Below are 229 nucleotides of genomic sequence, written 5' to 3' on the forward strand. Positions count from 1 at the left end.
CTGAAGGAGCTGCGCATGATGGCGTTGCTGCGCAAGGTCGCGTCGGCGGACGACGCCGAGGTGGCGCACTGGTCGCGCATGCGCCTGCACCTGATCAGGAGCGACATGTTGGTCGACCTCGATTCCTCCTCGAAGCTCAACGCCGAATGGGCCTTCCTCTGCCTGCTGCGCGACGAGGGCCGCCGCGCCGCCGACACGTTCCTCGCGACGCACGGCAAGGATCTGGGCG

1 protein-coding gene is annotated in these 229 nt (G+C 68.1%); it reads left to right on the forward strand.

Annotated elements, in window-relative coordinates; translation table 11 throughout:
* Positions 1-15: 15 nt before the first annotated feature.
* Positions 16-229 (forward strand): hypothetical protein (locus RYX56_RS26905; RefSeq protein ID WP_317124558.1); only part of this gene is annotated, 214 nt, incomplete at its 3' end.

It is taken from the genome of Alkalihalophilus lindianensis (assembly GCF_032843265.1).
GTDB classification, from domain to species: domain Bacteria; phylum Bacillota; class Bacilli; order Bacillales; family Bacillaceae_D; genus Alkalihalophilus; species Alkalihalophilus lindianensis.